Below are 15,927 nucleotides of genomic sequence, written 5' to 3' on the forward strand. Positions count from 1 at the left end.
CCATGCGTGGTTTCAATGGCACGGTTTCCAGAATGGCCTGGAGCTCCGAACCATTGGCACTGGTCAGTGCTGCGGCAAAGTCGGTAAGCGGTGACGGTTCGCTGGGGGAAAAGTTCTGCAGATAGTGCCTCAGCCCCTCATTGTAGAGAGGGTTCAACGGCAGCAGTTCACGAATGGTATTGATGATGGCCATGCCAAAGGCGCGGATGGTTTCATCCGCCTCGGCGCGGGGTTCCGGGTAGCTGACCTCGGTCATGAAAGGCCGCTTGCGGTTCAGCCAGTGCTCAATTCGGAATCGAGTGGTGCCCTGGGCCACCATCTGGAACTGGCCGTTCTCCTCATTGAGGGCATGGACCTTGACCAGGCAGCCATATTCCGGGAAATCCTCCTGGGTGACCGTATTCGGGTCCTTGTCGCCCACGTAGACCAGGCCCAGAGACTGGTGGGGTGTCTGGCTCACCCGTTCCAGGGTGGCTTGCCAGCGTTCCTTGTCCAGCATGACCGGTTGCACCAGCCCGGGCATAAAGGGGCGATGCTGCACGGGGATCAGGTATATTCGCTGGGGTTTCAGCTGGTCGGGCAACGCCAGGCTGCCCGAGGATTGCTCAACAGTATTGGTGTTGTCTTGGCTCATAGTGTTGTCACTTCCATTCAGCGTGGAAACAACATGGTGGCGATGGGCAAAAAATCAATTGTTGATGATCAACAGGTCGGCTGACAGGGATTTCGGGGTTTTGGTGCGGCGCTCCACCACACGGGCGTCCATCCCCGCATTCTCACACTTTTCTGCCAGGGCATAGAAGGGGGAACGTCCCGGGTCGGCAATGATTACCTGCTTGACCCCGCTGCGCAGTCCCCGGCGTATCAGGTTGAAGAGCACCGGGGTCAGTTCATCCCAGAAGCAGATATCGGCGCCAGCGATAATATCCACGTCCGCCAGCCGCTTTTTAGTGAGTTTTTCAAAGCGATCCTGCTGCCGGGTTATCTGGACCTTGTTGATCTGGGCATGTAAATCCAGATAGGGGAACACGTCCGGGTCCGCATCCACAGCGGTGACCCGGCAGCCAAAACGTTTGGCGGCAAAGATCGACAGGGGCCCCCAGCCGCAACCGATATCCATCATGTGCTCATTGGCGGACACTTTTCGTCGCGTCAGATGGTCCATGATCAGGAAGCTGGAGTTCCAGACCTTGTTGCCATGAATGGAGGGTGTGTGATTGGCACGTTTCAGGCGGCGGATTTCCCGGTGGCCGGAACGCAGCAGGGTGATGCCGCGAGTGCGAATGGTATGCGGCTCTCCGGCGCGTATAACTGTTCCTGACATAATCGCTCACCAGCGGCAAAGCTAGAAACAGTAAGGTCAAGCCCGGCGGGATTCAAGCCGTATTATGCAGGCATACTATGGGCAGACAGTTTCTGGATGAATAACCATAACGATTACACCCAGATGATGAGAGAAAGTATTGCCGGTGTCAGTGGTCTCGCCGCCGGAAGAACCCGTTATTTACGTGCCCTGACAGCCATGTCTCGAGTGGCGGCTGTCTATGCCGGTGGGGTTGGCAAGGACGACCGACATCAACGGCATTGCCGGGGCGCAGATATCCTGGCGGCTCTGTGTCGTCGTAATGGGGCGTTCTGGGTCAAGGCGGCCCAGTTCTTCAGTTGCCGACCGGACGTGCTGCCGCAGGAATATATTGAAGCGTTTCAGGCGTTGCAGAATGACGCGGCGCCGGTTTCCTTTGCGCGCATCGAAAAGGTGTTGAGGAAATCCTGGGGCAGGGACTGGCGTGAGCGGTTTCGCTGGATTGAAGAAATCCCGGTGGCGGTAGCATCCATAGCCCAGGTGCATCGCGCACGCCTGGAGGATGGCACGGATGTGGCCGTGAAAGTGCGCCTGCCCGGTGTCAGCAAGCTGTTCGAGCAGGATGCAAAGGTATTTCAGGTTCTGGCGGCGATTGCGGCGCCCCGATTCCGTGAGTTCGATCTCAAACAGGCCATCGAGCAACTGTTGATCATGACCGCCATGGAATTGGATTTTCGTAACGAGGCCGCCAATACCCGGCGCTTTTCCCGCCAGCCCCATCATGACCGCATCCGTATTCCTGATTTGATCGACGGGCTGTGCTCGGAACGGATTCTGGTTACCAGCTGGGAGCAGGGCCAGCGATTGCGCAACCATCTGGATGCAAATCCGGAACAGGCAAAAGATCTGCTCTCGGTGCTGTTGACCAGCTACCTGCAGCAGGTGACCCGTTTCGGGGTCTACCAGGCGGACCCGCACCCGGGGAATTTTCTGGTCAACGATCAGGGCCAGGTAGTGATACTGGATTTCGGCGCCATCGGGGTGCTGACGCCGGATCAGGTCCGTCGCTACTCACGACTGCTTTACGGTCTGATGGGCTTTGAGGGCGAGGTGGATATTGGCGAACTCTTTGTCCAGGCCGGTTTTAAAGGCGGGAGCCCGGAAACACTGAAAGAGCTGGCACTCTTTGTGCTGACTGACAAGGTCAATCAGCAGGGGCCGGTGGCGGCCATGGGCGAGCTGATGCAGCGGTTCCGGGAAGAGCGTATCAGTATTCCCGATTCCTATATCGGCATCTCCCGGGTGTTGATTACCCTGGGGGGCTTTCTGATGAGTTATCAGGTGCCTTTTGACTGGACCCCGCCAGAGCAGCGGCGGGTGCCGTCAAAGGGAGCCGCCGAATGACGTTTTCCCGGCTCAGTGTTTCAGGCTGGCTCCCCGGTCGGATCAGATCAGGATTCCGGCTGGGCTTCACGCCAGAACACCCGGAACGCATCGGCACTTTTGGTGGGCGCTTCTGCCATGGGCACATGACCAATGCCATCCAGAATCACTGCCCGAGCACGGGGTAACGCTTCCAGGAACGCCTCCACGTTGTCCACGCCCAGCAGTCGGTCTTCACGGCCCCAGAGAATCAGCGCCGGCTGATTCAGGGTCGTCAGTGTACCGGTGCCCTCAAGGCTCATGCCCGGGTCCGTGTCCATGTCTTGCCAGATCTTGTCCGCCACCGGGGCATTCTCGGCCTTTTTTGCGCCCATGATGTCGATAAAGAATTCGGGAATATAAGGGGCATCTTCCATGGCCCATTTGAGCGTGGTGTGGAACTGTTCAGGGCTACGAGGGATCAGGGGATTGCTGTCACTGGAGGCGAGAATAGCCTTGAACTCCTCCGTCTGGCGGGTCAGACCGGCGGAATCCACCAGCCCCATGGAAAGCACCCGCTGCGGTGCTGCCTGCGCCAGCGCCAGGGTGATGGCGCCGCCCATGGAATTGCCGGCCACGTGATAAGCCGGAATTTCCAGGGTTTCCATCAGGTTAACCAGACGCTCGGCCTGTGCGGCCATGGTGTAGTCCAGAGTGGTAGTGCGAGTGGTTTCACCGTGGCCTGGCAGATCCGGCACAACAAAGTGGAAGTCGCCTTCCAGTTCGTTGACAAAGCGCACCCAGTTACTGGAATCGGCGCCAAAGCCGTGAATCAGCAGTACCACCGGCTTGTCTTGCTGGCCTTCACTGCGCAACAGGTGCCATTGAATGCCGTCTGCGGTCTCCACAGTCTGATCTGTGAGGCCAGCACGGCTTTTTTCCAGACCCAGGCCGGTTTCGTAGGCCCATTTTGCCAGGCCGTCACAGCCGGAAAGAAGAAGGGTGCTGACCAACAGCAGGCTGAGTTTGAATGTGTGCATGCAGGAATCCCGTTTGTTGTTTTGCCGAGCCATGAGGATAGGGGATTTTGTGGTCGAGTGTCCTTCCCTGCGGGCCAATATACCGTGCGTCGTTAATGGTTCTGAAGGCAGCCAGCAAATACCCTATCGACTCTTCAGATTCCAGACACCGGCGGCGACAATCAGCAGCGTGCCAATGAGGGTGGTCAGGATCAGGGTCTCTCCCCAGAACATCCAGCCGAGCAGAGCAGCCCAGACTACGGAGGAATAGTTGTAGACGCCTACCTGGCCCGGACGGGCGATTTGATAGGCGGTGGTCATGGCATATTGCCCGCCGGTGGCCACCAGGCCGATGCCGAACAGCCACAGATAATCCGTGCCAACAGGCAAGGTGCTGGCCCAGGGCAGGGGCAGGGCGGAAAACAGGGAGGCGAACAGGGCAAAGTAAAACACCACGCGCTGGGCCGGTTCCGATACCGCCATACGCCGAATGCTCACCTTGGCCACGCTCATGATGGCGGCACCGGCCAATGCCACCCACATCACCGGGTTCACGCTGCCACTGCCCACATCCATGATCACCGCAACCCCGGCAAACCCGCCGATGATGGCCAGCCAGGTGCGCAGACTGATGACTTCGCGCAGCCATAACCAGGCCACGATGGGCAGAAAAAACGGCACGGTCATCTTCACCAGTACTGCTTCAGCCAGGGCAATATGCCCGATGGTGTAGAAAAAGCAGAACATGGCGGTGACGCCGGTGAAGCCGCGGATCATGTGCAGATGCAGAAAGCGAGTGCGCAGCTGGCCGAAGCCGCCACGGGAGGCAATGATCGGAATCAGAATCAGCAGGCCGAACAGATTACGGGCAAACACGATCACCTCGGTATCGAGGTGATCGGACAGGTGCTTGATCATGGCGGCCATGACCGCCAGCAGGCCCTCGCCAAGGACCAGTAGCAGGGCGCCTTTAAGAGGCTGGTCGTTCACGGGATTACTGGCTGGCCGGCAAGGGAGTGCCCCACAGGTCGTGCTCGTCAGCGTGTTCGATATTGACCTTCAGGCGCTGGCCAGGTTTCAGATCGCTTTCCCCGTTGAGATAGACCAGCCCGTCGATTTCCGGGGCATCCGCCTTGGAGCGGCCAATGGCGCCTTCCTCGTCCACTTCGTCCACCAGGACTTCCAGGGTACGGCCGATTTTCTTTTGCAGCTTGGCAGCACTGATGCGTGCCTGCACATTCATGAACCGCTCGCGGCGCTCTTCCGCCACGTCCGGGTCCACCGGGTCGGGCAGGGCGTTGGCCGGCGCGCCTTCCACCGGGGAGTAGGTGAAACAACCCACACGGTCCAACTGGGCCTCCTCCAGCCAGTCCAGCAGTATTTCGAAATCCGCGTCGGTTTCACCGGGGAAGCCGGTGATGAAAGTACTGCGCAGGGTAATATCCGGGCAGATTTCCCGCCAGCGACGAATGCGTTCCAGGGTGTTTTCGGCATGGGCTGGGCGCTTCATGTTCTTGAGAACACTGGGGCTGGCATGCTGAAAAGGAATATCCAGATAAGGCAGGATATGACCTTCGGCCATCATCGGGATGATGTCGTCCACATGCGGGTAGGGGTACACATAGTGCAGTCGTACCCAGGCACCCAGTTGGCCCAGCGCCTGACACATCTCCAGCATGCGGGTCTTTACCGGCATGCCTTGCCAGAACCCGGTCTGGTACTTGCGGTCCACTCCGTAGGCGCTGGTGTCCTGGCTGATAACCAGCAACTCCTGAACACCGGATTTCACCAGTCGTTCGGCCTCATCCATTACATCGCCAATGGGCCGTGAATCCAGTTTGCCACGCATGCTGGGGATAATGCAGAAACTGCACTTGTGATTGCAGCCTTCGGAAATTTTCAGATACGCGTAGTGACGGGGTGTCAGCTTGATACCCTGTGGCGGCACCAGGTCGAGGAAGGGGTCGTGGTTCTGGCTGGGTGGCACCACCTGGTGAACCGCGTTGACCACCTGTTCATATTGCTGGGGGCCTGTGACAGAGAGTACCGAGGGATGCACCTTGCGGATGGTATCCTCTTCCACGCCCATGCAACCGGTGACAATGACCTTGCCATTTTCGCTCAGGGCTTCACCAATGGTTTCCAGGGACTCGGCCTTGGCATCGTCGATAAAACCACAGGTGTTGACCACCACCACATCCGCATCGTCGTAACTGGGTGTGACCTCGTAGCCTTCCGTGCGAAGCTGGGTCAGAATACGTTCAGAGTCCACCAGGGCCTTGGGGCAACCCAGGCTGATGAAACCGACTTTACCGGACATAGTGATACCTCGAGATTGGCTGCCGTTCGCTGATGGCTGACACTGGCTGGGCGAACGGGGGCGCAATTCTACCGCCGTCACCGCTTTGAAGCCATGCCACAGGGCTGGTCTATCAGACAGGAGGTTTTTGATGCGCTGTTTTGTCGGCGTACCGGTGACCGGGCCCCTGGCCCGGGAATGCAAGGAGCTTGCCCTGGGGTTGCCGCGTGCCACCCCTCGACCCAATCTGCACATGACGTTGGCCTTTCTGGGGCAGTGCACCCCGGCTGGAGTGGGCCGGCTGTCTGCAGAATTACGGTCGTTGGCCGACCGCTTCGCGGCCTTTGACCTGACCTTTGATCGTTGTGAACCCTTCCCCGCAGAACAGGGTCCATTCCTGGCGCTGACCGCTACCTGTTCAGAGGCGCTCAGCGCGCTGCATGAGGGGCTATGGGAATGTCTTGGCCGACAGGGCATTGATCGCGAACAGCGCGCCTTTCGCCCGCACATTACCCTGGCGAAGCCGGGGCTGGCCCTTGCGACGCAAACCGGCGCCTGGCAGTTGACCGTAGACCAGTTATGTTTGTACCAGAGTGAGTTGATCCAGGGGGAGGTTCCTACCTATCGGCCTCTCTCCCAGCACCCTTTGGCGGGGTGAGAGGAATCGGAATGAGGGATTGCCGGTTGAATTTTTCCTCGGCACCTGCAAGGTTGGAGCCTCTGCAAAACCGGACCCAAGGAGTCTTACCATGGAGCTAGTCAGTAACAGTCTCACCGATCAGGCTCCCATAGCTGAAAAGTTTGCCTTTGCGGTGATTGACCCGGACAACCATGTGGCCTTGTCCAGCAACATCAATCCTCATCTGGCCTGGAAAGGCGAGCCTCCAGGAACCCGTTCCTTCGCGGTGATCTGTCACGACCCGGATGTGCCCAGCGCCGGGGACGATGTGAACCAGGAAGACCGTGAGGTGCCTGCGGACTTGCCCCGGGTGGATTTTTATCACTGGACCCTTTTCGATATTCCCGCAGACCAGAGCGAAATCATGGAAGGCAGCCATTGTGAGGGGATCACCCCGCGGGGCAAGTCGGGACCGTCTGCTCCCCAGGGGCTGCGACATGGTCTCAATGACTACACCAGCTGGTTCGCCGGTGATGGTGAGATGGAGGGGAACTACTTCGGTTATGACGGCCCCTGTCCGCCCTGGAACGACAGTATCGTTCATCGCTACGTCTTTACTGTCTATGCCCTGGATGTGGACAAGCTGCCGGAGGCAGATGACATGAGCGGAGCGGCGATTGTGGCCGCCCTTGAGGGGCATGTGCTGGACAAGGCCAGTATCACGGTGAGCTACACACTGAATCCGCGACTGGCTGACTGAACCTGCCATGTGCAGACACAAAAAAGGCCGCTTTCGCGGCCTTTTTTGTAGACCCTTCGGCGAGGGTCTGAATTGGTCGGAATAGCAGGATTCGAACCTGCGACCCCTACGTCCCGAACGTAGTGCTCTACCAGGCTGAGCTATATTCCGGATCTTGTGCTGGCGCATTCTAGCAGCGAAATTTCAAAATACCATACCTAAATAACCGTCGCCGGCCTGTTTGCGCAGATTCTGGTCAACGACGGGCAGGGCAGGCAGAATGCGCCGCCTGAACGACACAACCGGGAACGGTATGACAACCTTTGAGCACCCCTGGGGCCGATTGACACTGCAGCGCTGGCCCCGACGCCGCAATGACCCTCTGCAAGCCTGGGATAATGCGGATCTCTACCTGCTGAATACCTTGAAAGCGCGGGCGCTTGGGCCGTCCACGCTGGTGGTGAACGATCAGCAGGGAGCATTGGCATTGGCGTCACTTCAGCAGGGGCCTGTGGTGAGTACCGGCGATTCTTTTCTGGCCCGGCGGGCCCGCTGTCATAACCGGGATCTGAACGGGCTGCCGGAGGAGGGGAGGCATCTGTGGCCCTTCGATCCTCTCCCGGAGTCTCCGGATCAGGTGATCATGCGGGTTCCCAAGTCATTGGCATTGCTGGAATGGCAGTTGCAGTGGCTGAGTGAGCAGCTGGCAAAAGACACGCCGGTCTGGCTGTCGGGGATGGACAAGCACCTGCCTCGCCAGCTGGTGCCGTTGATGCAACTGTATCTGGGCAATGGTCGGGCAGAGCTGGGCTGGAAAAAAGCCCGCTTGTTCAGTGCCGTGGCGCCTGGTGAGCGGCTGGCCGAGGCGCCGTACCCCACCGCGGCGGAGGGCCCCATGGGGCCGTTGACGGTGCATGCGGGCGTGTTTGCCCAGCAGCAGCTGGATATCGGGGCGCGGTTTTTCCTCGAGCACCTTCCCGGCACTCTGTCAGCGGGGACCAAGGTGGCAGATCTTGGCTGCGGCAACGGGGTGATCGGGCTATCGCTGCTTCAGACACACCCGAGCAGTCATCTGGTGTTCTGCGACGAATCCTGGCTGGCCCTGCAAAGCGCCCGTGACAATGTGGCCAGGTATTGCCCGGAAAGCACCTGCGACTTTCATCTTGGTGATGGCCTGGCCGAGTACGATGAGCGTTTTGATCTGATCCTTCTCAACCCGCCGTTTCATGAAGGGCATGTGGTCGGTGATCACGTGGCGCGGCGGTTGTTCCGGCAATCGAAACAGGCGCTGAACACTGGCGGAGAACTGCGGGTGATCGGTAATCGCCATCTGGGCTACCACAAATTACTGGGCAAGCTGTTTGGCAAGGTAGGGGTGTTGGGCAGCAACCAGAAATTCGTCGTTTGGCGCTGTTCGTAGGGTGCACTGAGCCTAGGGCGAACTGCACCGAACCGGCGCTCGAATGGTGCAGTTCGCCTTAGGCTCAGTGCACCCTACATTTTCCGATTCCCCGTTGTGCGGCCCTATAGGGCGATTTCTTCAAACGAGCTCACTACCCGGTGCTGGCTTTCCCCCTGACTGCCTTCCCGGTCCAGTCGGATTGTCTGGAATCCAGCTTCCGCGGCCGCATCAAGCTCTGCTTCTATATCCGACAGGAACAGCAATTGTTCCGCCGGCAAACCGATGGCCTGCTGAATCGTGCGGTAGCTGTCTACTTCCTGTTTATGCCCGGAGGTGGTGTCGAAATAACCGGAGAGCAGGCCTGTCAGATCCCCCGCATCGCTATAGCCGAAGAACAGCTGCTGGGCGGCAATGGAACCGGAAGAATAGACATACAGGTCCAGTCCCTGCTGCTTCCAGGCTCGCAGGGCCGCGGCGGTATCCGGGTAGAGGTGAGCGGTGTAATCCCCATTTTGATAGCCGGCCTTCCAGATCATTCCCTGCAGGGCTTTTAGCGGTGTGGCCTTGCGGTCCTCACTGATCCACTGCTGGAAGAGGGCATTGGCGGCGGCCGGACTGCCCAGACTCTGGCCGCTTTCCTGCTCGGCCGCTCGCAGCTGAGCCTGTACCTCCGGTTTGTCCCAGTGCATTTCCAGAAACCGCGGGAATTGCCTGGCAGCATAGGGAAACAGCACTTCCTTGACGAAGGAAATGCTGCTGGTGGTGCCTTCAATGTCGGTGACAATTGCCTTGATCATGGGGATCCTTACTTTCAAGCCTCAACAGGCTCTGCAGGGGCGGAGCGTTGCGAACAAGCACTGAAGTGACGAGTGATCCGGTGCAAGTTTCGAAAGGCAAAGGTCTGATGCTCGTGTTTGGATTTCGCAACTCGCAACTCGCAACTCGATCGCTTCGCGACTCAAGCGTCGCTCCTGCAGGCAGCGAGGGGATTAGCCCAAACGGTTGAACCGCTGTGCGATATCGCTACCGGTAAAATTGGCCACCCAGCCCTCCGGATTATTGAACAGGCGGATGGCCACGAAGCGCGGATTGGGCCCCATATCAAACCAGTGCGGCGTGTTGGCAGGAACGCTGATCAGGTCCCCCTTGGTGCAGAGCACCTCGTAGACACGCTCGCCGATGTGCAGGGTAAACAGGCCCTGGCCTTCCACGAAAAAACGTACCTCGTCTTCACTGTGTCGATGTTCTTCCAGAAACTTCTGACGGAAAGCCGCCTTTTCCGGGTGATCGGGCACCATGCTGACCACGTCCACAGTCTGGTAGCCTTCTTCCGCGATCAAGCGATCGATATCTGCCTTGTAGGCGGCAATCACTTCTTCCTGCTGCGGATTATCCGACAACTCTTGTGTGGCCTGCCATTGCTCATAGCGAATGCCTGCATCGGCCAACACTTTGGCCATGGCTGCCTTGTCAGTCAGGTGTTGTTCAAGGGTGTCAGGCTGACTGTCTTGAAAGATTTTCAGTTCGCTCATGGGGTCATACTCCTTGCAAACGGCGACGATCCAGCTCTACGGCGAGCAAGGTCTCCAGCGCTTCAAGTTGACGGTAACAGGTGGGTAAATCCCGTGCCCAGGTGTAAAGGCCATGACCGCGGATCAGGTAGGCGTGGCTAATGCCATCGTCCGCCATGGCGGCATCCACCTGATCGGCCAGGGTGGCGATGTCCTGGGTATTATCAAACACAGGAATCCGTAGCCGGCTGTCATGGGTGGTATAGCCGTCCAGAGCCTTGAGCAGCTCATAGCCTTCCAGGGTGATGCTGTTGGCAGGCCAGTGCATGGTCAGCACGGTACTGGCATGGCTGTGGGTATGCAGGACAGCCCCCACGTTGTCATGGCGACGGTAAAGCTGGGTGTGCAGCAGGGTTTCGGCCGAGGGTTTGCCATCGCTGGCGGCCTGGCCATCCATGTCCACGGTCATGATATCGGTTTCCTGCAGCAGGCCCTTGTCCTTGCCGGAACGGGTAATGGCGGCATGGGTGGCATTCAGGCGCACGGAGTAGTTGCTACTGGTGGCCGGCGACCAGCCATGTTGATAGATGCGCTGTCCCACGGCGGCCAGAGCTCGGGCAGCTTCACGGTAATCGGCAGTAGAGTAGGGGCGATCAGTCATGCGGTTATCCACGAAGATGGGCCATCAGTGTAGTGGTGCTGGGGTTCTGGATCACGCCTCGCTCGGTGACGATGGCGGAGATCAACGCAGCCGGGGTCACATCAAACGCCGGGTTGTACACGGGACAATGGGCCGGCGCCAGGGTCTTGCCTTGAATGCTGCGGACTTCGCTACCGTCGCGCTCTTCGATGACAATATGGCTGCCGTCCGGGAGTTCCGCATCCAGAGTCGACAATGGCGCTGCCACGATAAAAGGAATGCCATGGTGACGCGCCAGTACGGCCAGATTGTAGGTGCCGATCTTGTTGGCCGTATCGCCATTGGCGGTAATGCGGTCTGCGCCCACGATCACGGCCTGTATTTTGCCCTGCTGCATGAGCTGACCTGCGGCACTGTCTGCCACCAGGGTAACGGGAATGCCGTCGTTGAGCAGTTCCCAGCTGGTCAGGCGGCTGCCTTGCAACCAGGGCCGGGTTTCTCCGGCGTAGACTTCCTGCAGGTTTCCCCGCGCCCACGCCGTACGGATGATGCCGAGCGCTGTCCCATGGCCGCCGGTCGCCAGGGCTCCGGTGTTGCAGTGCGTGTAGACGCTGGCGTTGTCTGGAAGCAGGTCGGCACCCAGCTCGCCCATGCGCTGATTGGCTGCCAGGTCCGCCTCGTGAATGGCCTGGGCGTCCGCTTTCAGGGCGTTGACCAGGGCTTGCCCGGACTGATCAGCGGCCAGCGTCTGCAGGCGCTCCAGGGCCCAGAACAGGTTGACGGCGGTTGGCCGGCTGGCGGCGAGAGTGGCGATGGCCGGGGCCAGGGCCGCTGCGGATGCACTATCACCCAGGCGTGCGGCTTCCAGTGCCAGGCCATAGGCAGCGGTAATGCCGATGGCAGGTGCGCCGCGGACCACCATGTCCCGAATGGCGCAGGCGGCATCATCGCTGCCATGCACAGGCAGCCAAACGGTTTCCGCGGGCAGTCGCCGCTGGTCCAGTAACTCAAGGTGGTCGTCATGCCAGCGGATGGCAGCGCTGTTAATCGCCATCGGTGATGTCCTCGTCATGTCCGTCAGGGTGTTTCAGCGGTGTTCTGTGGTATTTGCGACGTATCCAGTTGGCAGCCCGGAACACGCCAGGGCGGCGCATGATAGCGCGCTCCAAACGGTATTTCCCTGGAAAGGTGCTGGCCATCAGGGCGATCAGAATGGTGAGCAGCCCTTGCCCGGGAAGCACCAGCATCAGGATGCCGGCTACCAGCAATACTACCGCGATCACGTTTCGAATCACCCAGAAAAACCAGGCAAGAGGGCCGCGATTGGCGTGTGGCAAGTAGCTCTCGGTGAAGTAATCCGCAGGCATGCGCAGCAGCAGCCAGGGAATGGCAACACAGGAGGCCAGAGCCATGACAAACCCGGTGATTGTGAGTGCGGGCACCCAGGGTTCCAATTGCTGGGCCAATGGCGCCAGCCAGGCAGGTAACTCTGCGTTCAATGGGCCTCCGGTTTGCGGTGCTGTGCAGAGAGAGTGTGCCGCGTACAATGCGGCTATGCTCGGGGATTTTCAATCCCGCAAATGTCACTTTTATCCTCACATACCCCTAGGAGAATCTGTTATGGCCCAGGCCGGACAACTCATACTGGCAGCGCTCATCGGGCTGTTGATTGGCGCTGCGCTGGGTTTGGGGCTCTGGCGGTTATGGTTGGCCCGTCGCCAGGCAAGGGAAACGCGAGCCCAGCAGGTGCATATCATTGAAAGCCTGGAGGTGTTGTGTCGCGCCGTAGAGCAGAAACAGGTGGAGCTGAGTGAAGCCTCCATTCGCATCAGTGCGCTGCTTGACTGCCTGCCTGACAGCATTGAACCGAAGGTAGACCTTGCGGCCATTCACCAGTTTGCCGAGACGTGCCGCCAGTTTGACCGTGGTGAGCAGCGGCAGGAACTCACGCCGCGAGCCCGTTTTCAGCAGGACTCCCGTCGCTGGCAAATGGAAGAGGACCAGAATGAAGTGATCAATCAGGCGACCCGGCGTTTGGCCAAGGTGCTGCCGGCCTGGCGCAGTGGTTTGGGAATCCAGGGAGGCGCTGAATAATGCCTGGCTTACCCGGTTTTTCAGGCCGGGCACGCAGGGCGTTATTCCGTGGCTACCTGTTTACGGGGTGCTCGCGAGATATCTGAATGAGGTCATTTCAATACGCCCCCGTACGAACAGATTCTCCTGATGATCCATGCGGACCATGAAGTAATCCAGCTCTCTGGCGGCCCAGAATCGTGAACGTTTACTGCGCTCAGGGTAGTCCCTCTCTATGCTGGCTGCATCCCACTCGCCAGCGGGGGTCTCCAGGGATTCCTCACCCAAAGAGCGGTACTGATAGTGCGTCATGCCATCAGGTTCCGCTACCTGGTAGCTGAATGCGGTATCGCCTCTGGCCATATTGCAGCGTGCCATCATGGCCACGCTGAGTGCATCCAGAGCATTTTCCACTAAAGGGTAAACGGCCTTGCTTCCTTGCGCTTCGCCTTCTTTCCAGTCAAATCGGATTTCGCCTTCCCGACGCATGCCAAAACCGGCGCTGGCATGGCGATAGTGGTACGGACGGGCACTACAGTCATGCCAGCGGAAGGTGGCAATTTCTTCATGTTGGAATAGCCGATTTTCAATTTGGAAGTGCAGTTGGTAATCCTGATCATTCTGCGTCAGGCGAATGGTGGCATCCAGGCCTAGCGGGATACCATTGACGACAACCCGGTATTGGGCTTCAGCGGGTTGCAGTGTCATCGGGAAGGAGGGGGTGGGGCTCTCTGCTTCCGCAAAAAGTGACTGGGACGCCAGAAGAACCAGGCCCGTCAGCAGCCGTAAGGGCCTGAAAATCACAGTAAGATTCGCCACTTTCCCTGTGTCCGCCAGTTAAACGAGTATGGATCATAGCACGCTACACATTGCCTTCGAGGCATCACCTCCACTTCAGCAATCCATTGAGCAATTTATTGATGGCATACTGGCTGCACCGCATCGTTGTCATCTGGAACAACTGGATGCGCTGGTCGCGCCTTTTGTTGATGAGGTGCTGTCGGTGTTCTTCAAAGGTCCCCTTGAAGCCGCCCAAGCAAAGGGCGCTTCGGCAAGGCTGATTCTGGGTGCCATGCGTGTCATCAACCGCTCGGCGGACAGTCTTGTTGGACGGTTGCTGAAAAATACCACCGTCGCTGAACAGCTTGCCCTCGCGCGGTACTTCTCCAATTTGCGCCGTTATCAGCAGGACACGCTGTATGTGGCCTATCCGCTAAGCCCATCGATGGCTGAAAAAGCCAGTCTGGTGTTCCAGGCCAGCCTGCAGGGTGAGGAGGACATGGCGGCACTGCTTGACGTGTTGCAGGCCATCAATGACGGGGCGATCACTCATTTTATGGATAACTCTGTGTCTTGTCTGACATTGGGACGAGTAAACCGTGCACTCGTCGCCGCTGCTCGTGTTACAATTTGTAAAGCTACAGCGTCCGCCACCCATAAAGGGCTGCCGGGCATGGAGGCCAGCGCCAGGAAGGCGGTGGTACATTATTTTGATCAGATGCTGATACGGTTCGATGATGGATAGCAGGGAAAATCGCGGCGCCAATCGTCGCAAGCTGGCACGAATCCACACCCAGATGCGGGTGGACATCTTTCGACATCGCCTGATTGGTGGGTGGCGCTTTCTCACCCGCGCCAAGGCCATGGACTATAACCGTTACGGCGTTGGACTGACGTCTCCGGTGAGTCTGTCGCCGGGAACCCGCCTCAAGCTGGATCTCTATGCGCCGGGAATGATCCTTCGACAGGTCTCTGCCGAGGTGGTCAGTTGCCAGCGGGTAGGGCAGGCGTACCGTATTGGGCTTCGCACCTATTCCAATCTGCGTGAACTGGCGGGCGATGCTCGCCAGCATCAGATTCGCTATCTGGCAGGCATGGAAGAACAGCTTTTACCCCAAGGGTAACCGCTTCATGAAAACAAAAAAGCCGCCCTTGGGCGGCTTTTTTGGTTCCGGGGCAGCCTAGCTGCCGGAGGAGGGCGCTGCTGCTTTTTTCTTGGCAGGTGCGCGCTTGGCAGCCGCTTTCTTCTTGGTTGCTGCTTTCTTGGCGGGGGCCTTTTTGGCAGCGGCTTTCTTTTTCGCAGGTGCCTTGCGAGTGGCGGCTTTCTTCGTTGCAGCGGCCTTTTTCTTGGCAGGCGCCTTGCGGGCAGCTGCCTTCTTGGGGGCGACTTTGCGCTCGATTTCCTTGGCACGCTTTTCCAGGTCTTTTTCGTACTGGCCGATCACCCGTGACAGGCTGTGTGCCTGTTTGGCGGTGGCTTTCAGCACGCGAACCTCGGTTTCCAGAATACGCTTGCGGCCTTCTGAGGCTTCAACCTGCTTGCGGGCATCCTCGGCTGCCTTGCGAGCCCGCTCAATCTGCTTCTTGACGGTAGCAGTGGCTCGTTCACGGTATTCAGCCTGGAGCTTTTCAAGCTTGGCGAAGTACTCCCGTTGGCGCTTCATTTCCTGGTTCAGGCGATCGCGCACCTTCTCCAGTTGTTTCTCAAGTTGACTGATCTGTTTCTCGCGTTCCTTGTCGAAGCGCTCAGCCAGCTTGCGAATCTGAGCCTGAAGTTCCTCGACAGTATCTTTCACCTTGCTAGCAGCCATGGATGACTCCCTTTCCCCTTCGGATTGTTCGTAGTGGCTTTGTGCCGGAGAGCAGCAATGCCCTGTTTCAATGCTAACGTGCAACGCCGTTGCTGTAGCAACTTTATGCCACATCCCAGCACTGAACAACCATTGATCAATTTCCTGATCACGCTAATGGCAATTTTTCTCTGCCAGTGACCATATTCAATGCCGGCTAAGTAGCCGCTGAATCACTCCTGTGTACTCATCGTTTCCTCCTGGCTGCGGTCTCTGCTCTTTGGGTAAAGATCGTGAACCAGACTGAAAGGTTAAGCATGCAGGGAGTGATAAGGAGGCTGCCCAAGGCCGGTTGCGAATTGCCCAACGGCACAGGATACTGGGCTAAAT

At 58.5% G+C, this 15,927-nt stretch carries 19 protein-coding genes and 1 tRNA gene; 7 read left to right on the top strand and 13 right to left on the bottom strand.

Translation table 11 applies throughout. The features are described from left to right. Both A3714_RS06950 and A3714_RS06955 read right to left on the bottom strand, forming a co-directional pair. A partial coding sequence (locus A3714_RS06950) for an LON peptidase substrate-binding domain-containing protein (RefSeq protein WP_197463385.1) occupies positions 1 to 634 on the bottom strand: 634 nt, incomplete at its 3' end. 54 nt (positions 635 to 688) lie between these two features. Then, positions 689 to 1,324, bottom strand: coding sequence for a methyltransferase (locus tag A3714_RS06955; RefSeq protein WP_063509757.1), 636 nt, complete (start codon positions 1,322 to 1,324; stop codon positions 689 to 691). A 96-nt stretch (positions 1,325 to 1,420) separates the two neighbouring features. On the opposite strand from A3714_RS06955, the gene A3714_RS06960 reads away from it, so the two are divergent. Beyond that, on the top strand, positions 1,421 to 2,707 hold the full coding sequence (locus tag A3714_RS06960) for an AarF/ABC1/UbiB kinase family protein (RefSeq protein ID WP_231866102.1): 1,287 nt from the start codon (positions 1,421 to 1,423) through the stop codon (positions 2,705 to 2,707). 47 nt (positions 2,708 to 2,754) lie between these two features. Here the strand turns inward: A3714_RS06960 and A3714_RS06965 are convergent, their stop codons facing one another. From A3714_RS06965 to rimO, 3 genes are all read right to left on the bottom strand, one after another. Further along, positions 2,755 to 3,705 carry an alpha/beta fold hydrolase gene (locus A3714_RS06965; RefSeq protein ID WP_062816329.1) on the bottom strand — a complete coding sequence of 317 codons (951 nt, stop codon included), beginning with the start codon at positions 3,703 to 3,705 and terminating at the stop codon, positions 2,755 to 2,757. A 123-nt stretch (positions 3,706 to 3,828) separates the two neighbouring features. After that, on the bottom strand, positions 3,829 to 4,674 hold the full coding sequence (locus tag A3714_RS06970; protein WP_063509758.1) for a DMT family transporter: 846 nt from the start codon (positions 4,672 to 4,674) through the stop codon (positions 3,829 to 3,831). A 4-nt stretch (positions 4,675 to 4,678) separates the two neighbouring features. After that, positions 4,679 to 6,004, bottom strand: a complete 1,326-nt coding sequence (gene rimO, locus A3714_RS06975; protein WP_063509759.1) for a 30S ribosomal protein S12 methylthiotransferase RimO — start codon at positions 6,002 to 6,004, stop codon at positions 4,679 to 4,681. 130 nt (positions 6,005 to 6,134) lie between these two features. On the opposite strand from rimO, the gene thpR reads away from it, so the two are divergent. Together thpR and A3714_RS06985 are read left to right on the top strand one after the other, a co-directional pair. Further along, entirely contained in the window at positions 6,135 to 6,641 is a 507-nt protein-coding gene (gene thpR, locus A3714_RS06980) for an RNA 2',3'-cyclic phosphodiesterase (protein WP_062816091.1), read from the top strand. Positions 6,642 to 6,732: 91 nt separating this feature from the next. Further along, a complete protein-coding gene (locus A3714_RS06985) occupies positions 6,733 to 7,362 on the top strand; it encodes a YbhB/YbcL family Raf kinase inhibitor-like protein (RefSeq protein ID WP_063509760.1) in 630 nt (209 codons plus the stop codon). Positions 7,363 to 7,435: 73 nt separating this feature from the next. Here the strand turns inward: A3714_RS06985 and A3714_RS06990 are convergent. Beyond that, positions 7,436 to 7,512, bottom strand: a tRNA-Pro gene (locus A3714_RS06990). 142 nt (positions 7,513 to 7,654) lie between these two features. Between A3714_RS06990 and A3714_RS06995 the strand changes: the two genes are divergently transcribed. After that, the gene (locus tag A3714_RS06995; RefSeq protein WP_063509763.1) at positions 7,655 to 8,761 is read left to right on the top strand and encodes a methyltransferase; all 1,107 of its coding nucleotides are present in this window, start codon (positions 7,655 to 7,657) and stop codon (positions 8,759 to 8,761) included. Positions 8,762 to 8,865: 104 nt separating this feature from the next. Here A3714_RS06995 and mtnC read toward each other — a convergent pair whose 3' ends face one another. From mtnC to A3714_RS07020, 5 genes are all read right to left on the bottom strand, one after another. After that, positions 8,866 to 9,540 carry an acireductone synthase gene (mtnC, locus tag A3714_RS07000; RefSeq protein ID WP_063509761.1) on the bottom strand — a complete coding sequence of 225 codons (675 nt, stop codon included), beginning with the start codon at positions 9,538 to 9,540 and terminating at the stop codon, positions 8,866 to 8,868. 192 nt (positions 9,541 to 9,732) lie between these two features. Then, a complete protein-coding gene (locus A3714_RS07005) occupies positions 9,733 to 10,275 on the bottom strand; it encodes an acireductone dioxygenase (protein ID WP_062816088.1) in 543 nt (180 codons plus the stop codon). 4 nt (positions 10,276 to 10,279) lie between these two features. Further along, positions 10,280 to 10,915, bottom strand: a complete 636-nt coding sequence (locus A3714_RS07010; RefSeq protein WP_063509557.1) for a methylthioribulose 1-phosphate dehydratase — start codon at positions 10,913 to 10,915, stop codon at positions 10,280 to 10,282. Between the two features lie 4 nt (positions 10,916 to 10,919). After that, positions 10,920 to 11,948, bottom strand: a complete 1,029-nt coding sequence (gene mtnA, locus A3714_RS07015) for an S-methyl-5-thioribose-1-phosphate isomerase (RefSeq protein WP_063509558.1) — start codon at positions 11,946 to 11,948, stop codon at positions 10,920 to 10,922. After that, positions 11,938 to 12,393 (bottom strand): PGPGW domain-containing protein, encoded by a 456-nt coding sequence (locus tag A3714_RS07020; protein ID WP_062816085.1) that lies wholly within the window; start codon positions 12,391 to 12,393, stop codon positions 11,938 to 11,940. Before A3714_RS07020 ends, mtnA begins: the two co-directional genes overlap by 11 nt. A gap of 121 nt (positions 12,394 to 12,514) precedes the next feature. On the opposite strand from A3714_RS07020, the gene A3714_RS07025 reads away from it, so the two are divergent. Beyond that, on the top strand, positions 12,515 to 12,988 hold the full coding sequence (locus A3714_RS07025; RefSeq protein WP_063509559.1) for a DUF2489 domain-containing protein: 474 nt from the start codon (positions 12,515 to 12,517) through the stop codon (positions 12,986 to 12,988). A 60-nt stretch (positions 12,989 to 13,048) separates the two neighbouring features. Here the strand turns inward: A3714_RS07025 and A3714_RS07030 are convergent, their stop codons facing one another. Beyond that, entirely contained in the window at positions 13,049 to 13,786 is a 738-nt protein-coding gene (locus tag A3714_RS07030) for a DUF3108 domain-containing protein (RefSeq protein ID WP_063509560.1), read from the bottom strand. Positions 13,787 to 13,814: 28 nt separating this feature from the next. Here A3714_RS07030 and A3714_RS07035 point away from each other — a divergent pair, with 28 nt between their 5' ends. Further along, complete coding sequence (locus A3714_RS07035) at positions 13,815 to 14,492, top strand: hypothetical protein (RefSeq protein ID WP_063509561.1); 678 nt, start codon at positions 13,815 to 13,817, stop codon at positions 14,490 to 14,492. Next, on the top strand, positions 14,485 to 14,871 hold the full coding sequence (locus tag A3714_RS07040) for a PilZ domain-containing protein (RefSeq protein ID WP_231867830.1): 387 nt from the start codon (positions 14,485 to 14,487) through the stop codon (positions 14,869 to 14,871). Before A3714_RS07035 ends, A3714_RS07040 begins: the two co-directional genes overlap by 8 nt. Before the next feature lie 57 nt (positions 14,872 to 14,928). Here A3714_RS07040 and A3714_RS07045 read toward each other — a convergent pair whose 3' ends face one another. After that, positions 14,929 to 15,558 (bottom strand): hypothetical protein, encoded by a 630-nt coding sequence (locus tag A3714_RS07045; protein ID WP_062816081.1) that lies wholly within the window; start codon positions 15,556 to 15,558, stop codon positions 14,929 to 14,931. Positions 15,559 to 15,927 lie beyond the last annotated feature (369 nt).

The sequence above is a fragment of the Alcanivorax sp. HI0007 genome (assembly GCF_001635525.1).
Taxonomy (GTDB): domain Bacteria; phylum Pseudomonadota; class Gammaproteobacteria; order Pseudomonadales; family Alcanivoracaceae; genus Alcanivorax.

Excerpts from the sequence above, each read along its gene's own strand:
- mtnA (WP_063509558.1), bottom strand. The coding sequence starts at position 11,948 with ATGGCGATTAACAGCGCTGCCATCCGCTGGCATGACGACCACCTTGAG.
- A3714_RS07025 (WP_063509559.1), top strand. The coding sequence starts at position 12,515 with ATGGCCCAGGCCGGACAACTCATACTGGCAGCGCTCATCGGGCTGTTG.
- A3714_RS07005 (WP_062816088.1), bottom strand. The coding sequence starts at position 10,275 with ATGAGCGAACTGAAAATCTTTCAAGACAGTCAGCCTGACACCCTTGAA.
- A3714_RS06995 (WP_063509763.1), top strand. The coding sequence starts at position 7,655 with ATGACAACCTTTGAGCACCCCTGGGGCCGATTGACACTGCAGCGCTGG.
- mtnC (WP_063509761.1), bottom strand. The coding sequence starts at position 9,540 with ATGATCAAGGCAATTGTCACCGACATTGAAGGCACCACCAGCAGCATT.
- A3714_RS07045 (WP_062816081.1), bottom strand. The coding sequence starts at position 15,558 with ATGGCTGCTAGCAAGGTGAAAGATACTGTCGAGGAACTTCAGGCTCAG.
- A3714_RS06965 (WP_062816329.1), bottom strand. The coding sequence starts at position 3,705 with ATGCACACATTCAAACTCAGCCTGCTGTTGGTCAGCACCCTTCTTCTT.
- A3714_RS06960 (WP_231866102.1), top strand. The coding sequence starts at position 1,421 with ATGAATAACCATAACGATTACACCCAGATGATGAGAGAAAGTATTGCC.
- rimO (WP_063509759.1), bottom strand. The coding sequence starts at position 6,004 with ATGTCCGGTAAAGTCGGTTTCATCAGCCTGGGTTGCCCCAAGGCCCTG.
- A3714_RS07040 (WP_231867830.1), top strand. The coding sequence starts at position 14,485 with ATGGATAGCAGGGAAAATCGCGGCGCCAATCGTCGCAAGCTGGCACGA.
- A3714_RS06985 (WP_063509760.1), top strand. The coding sequence starts at position 6,733 with ATGGAGCTAGTCAGTAACAGTCTCACCGATCAGGCTCCCATAGCTGAA.
- A3714_RS07010 (WP_063509557.1), bottom strand. The coding sequence starts at position 10,915 with ATGACTGATCGCCCCTACTCTACTGCCGATTACCGTGAAGCTGCCCGA.
- A3714_RS06955 (WP_063509757.1), bottom strand. The coding sequence starts at position 1,324 with ATGTCAGGAACAGTTATACGCGCCGGAGAGCCGCATACCATTCGCACT.
- A3714_RS07035 (WP_063509561.1), top strand. The coding sequence starts at position 13,815 with ATGGATCATAGCACGCTACACATTGCCTTCGAGGCATCACCTCCACTT.
- thpR (WP_062816091.1), top strand. The coding sequence starts at position 6,135 with ATGCGCTGTTTTGTCGGCGTACCGGTGACCGGGCCCCTGGCCCGGGAA.